The sequence below is a fragment of the Thalassolituus sp. UBA2009 genome, assembly GCF_002335285.1.
In the GTDB taxonomy this organism is placed as follows: domain Bacteria; phylum Pseudomonadota; class Gammaproteobacteria; order Pseudomonadales; family Oceanobacteraceae; genus Venatoribacter; species Venatoribacter alkanivorans.
The window spans coordinates 35,406-38,146 of sequence record NZ_DDCJ01000023.1; the positions used below are offsets into that span (position 1 = coordinate 35,406).

Consider the following 2,741-nt stretch of genomic DNA (forward strand, 5'->3'; position numbering starts at 1 on the left):
GGCCTTACCCGCCGTTTCAACAGCGGAAATTCAGGACAGGGAAAAGCCCGAAATACGCATTCAGTTTTCGCTGGCCGACCTTTACCGCTACCCACTGCAGCTGCAACAGATCAACCGCCAGCTGATCCAACAGGCAGCACCGGCAGCCGGAGGCCTGCTGGAAACCGGCGACGGTGACATACTGATTGGTAATGACCGTGATTTCCGTTCTGCCAGTGATTATGAGCACTTATTGATTGCCAGCGATGGCGCCGGTAACCGACTGCGCCTGGCCGATGTTGCCAGCATTCAGGATACCCGTACCGATGCCACAGCACTGGCGCTGCTGAATGGCAAACCCGCTCTGGCGCTGGATATTTACCGCAGCGGTAACGATGACATTACCGCCATATCGGCGGCGGTAAATACCTATCTGCAACAACACCCGGCCAGTGCCAATATCAGCTACTACGTCTGGCAGGACGAAGCGGTTAATTTCAGCGAGCGTTTAAACCTGCTGCTGGACAATGCCCTCAGCGGTTTATTGCTGTTATTTATTGTGCTGTTGTTATTTCTGAATGCACGACTGTCGTTCTGGGTCAGCATGGGTATTCTGGTCTCTTTTATTGGCACTCTGTTTGTTCTGCCACTGACATCAACATCGGTTAATTTTATCTCGTTGTTTGCTTTTATTCTGGTGCTCGGCATTGTCGTTGATGATGCCGTCGTTGTCGGCGAAGCTGTTTTCGCCCGCCAGGAACTTGGCGAGCATGGCACACAGGCAGCGTTGTCCGGTACACTGGATGTTTATAAGCCGGTATTATTTTCGGTGATTACCACGCTGGTTGCTTTTATGCCGCTGCTGTTTCTCCCCGGCCCTGAAGGCATGCTGATAAAAGCAGTCCCCATTGTGGTTATTACCACACTGTTATTTTCGTTATTTGAGTCGCTCTGTATTCTGCCCGCGCATCTCAGCCATACGCCTGCCAATGCGACAAAGCCCCATCGCCTGCAGCAATACTTCAGCCGCTTTTTACAACAGGTTGTCGGACATTATTATCTGCCTCTGCTACGGCGGATTGTGCACAACCCTTACCCGGTTATAGCTACCTTTACCGCCGCTTTTATACTGACGTTATTACTGATTAGTCAGGGCTGGATTAAATCGGCATTATTTTCCGAAATAGAAGGCAATGTCGTCACAGCCAAAGTTACTTTTCCGCAAGGATCGCCACGCGAGGCAACCCAAAAGGCACTGCAGAAGCTCGCGGTTGCCGCCCGTAAAGTCGAAACCAGCGCGGGTTATGCCGAAGGTGAAATGATCCGTCGGATTTATCAGGTGGTCGCGCCCAATACCCTGCCATCCAACCAGAAAGTCTATGCCCGTGCAGACCATACCGGGCAGATAATGCTGGAATTACCGGCGGCAAACAGCCGGGCTTTCAGTGGCCAGGATATGATCCGTTGGTGGCGGGCTGAAAGCGGTGCCATAACCGGTGTCGATAACGTGGAATACAGCGCCACGGTAAACCCTTCCAAGGCCGATATTCAGATTGAATTTTCCGGCAGCGATCAGCAGGCATTAAATACTGCAGCACAACGCCTGAGTGATTATCTGCAGCGCTTCTCCGGTATTTACAGCCTGCAGCGTCAGCCGGATAACAATGCCCAGCAACTGGATATCCGCTTAACCGACGAAGCCATTGCCGCAGGCATCAACCGCGGCCCGGTTCTGCAACAGGTTAATCAGGCGTTCTATGGCACCACTATTCAGCGTTTTTACGACAACGATGACGAAGTGGAAGTACGCACCAGTCTGAATGCAGAAGAACGTGCATCCGCCTGGTATCTGGATAACCTGCCGGTCGAAACCGCACCCGGCCAGATGGTCGCGCTGAAATATATAGCCACACACAGCCAGCAGGCGGTTAACCCTTATATCCGCCATTTTATGCGTGAACCTGTGGTTATGGTGTCAGCCTATGTTGACCCCAGCCAGAATAATGCCGAGAGAATTAAAAAGACCCTGCAGCAGGGCGCCGTACAAAACCTGCTGCACGACCTACCCGGTGTGCGCTGGGACGTGGGCGGTTATCAGCGCGCGGTACAGTTTTTTCTCGACTTACTGGCGCAGTATTATCTGCTCGCCATTATCGTGATGTATCTGCTGATGGCCGTACTCTTTGCATCTTATGCCCAGCCGTTACTGGTGCTGTTTGCCATTCCTTTTGGTTTACTCGGTGCGGTCGTCGGACACCTGATACTGGGGCTCGACCTGACCCTGTGGTCGTATGTCGGCATGGTCGCCGTCAGCGGTGTGGTGGTAAACGATAATCTGGTGCTGATCGACCGGCTTAATCAGTTAAAAGCGAAAAATCTGCCAATAGCAGAAGCATTATTACAGGCTTGCAGCAGCCGCTTCCGGCCGATTCTTCTGACCTCACTGACAACCTTTGCCGGAGTATTACCCTTACTGAGTGAAACCAGCATTCAGGCAAAATTGCTGATACCTATGGCGGCCTCTTTAGGGTTCGGCGTACTGTTCGCAACCATCATCAGCCTGCTGCTGGTACCGGCATTATGCGCGGTGTTTAAGCAACCAAATGCAAAAGAAGCCTCCACTGCGGCACAGGCAGGATGACAGATAAAAAAGAATGACGGGAGATACTTGTGGGAAAACGCAAAGCACAGAGCTGAAGCCTGTGCTTTGCGTTTGAGGATTTACAGCAGGTACTCAGAGAAAGAACTTACAGAAAATCCCG

At 52.0% G+C, this 2,741-nt stretch carries 1 protein-coding gene; it reads left to right on the forward strand.

Annotation, left to right across the window (positions count from 1 at the left end; translation table 11 throughout):
• On the forward strand, window positions 1-2,620 hold a 2,620-nt coding region (locus tag B3P58_RS02905; RefSeq protein ID WP_286716014.1), incomplete at its 5' end, for an efflux RND transporter permease subunit.
• Window positions 2,621-2,741 lie beyond the last annotated feature (121 nt).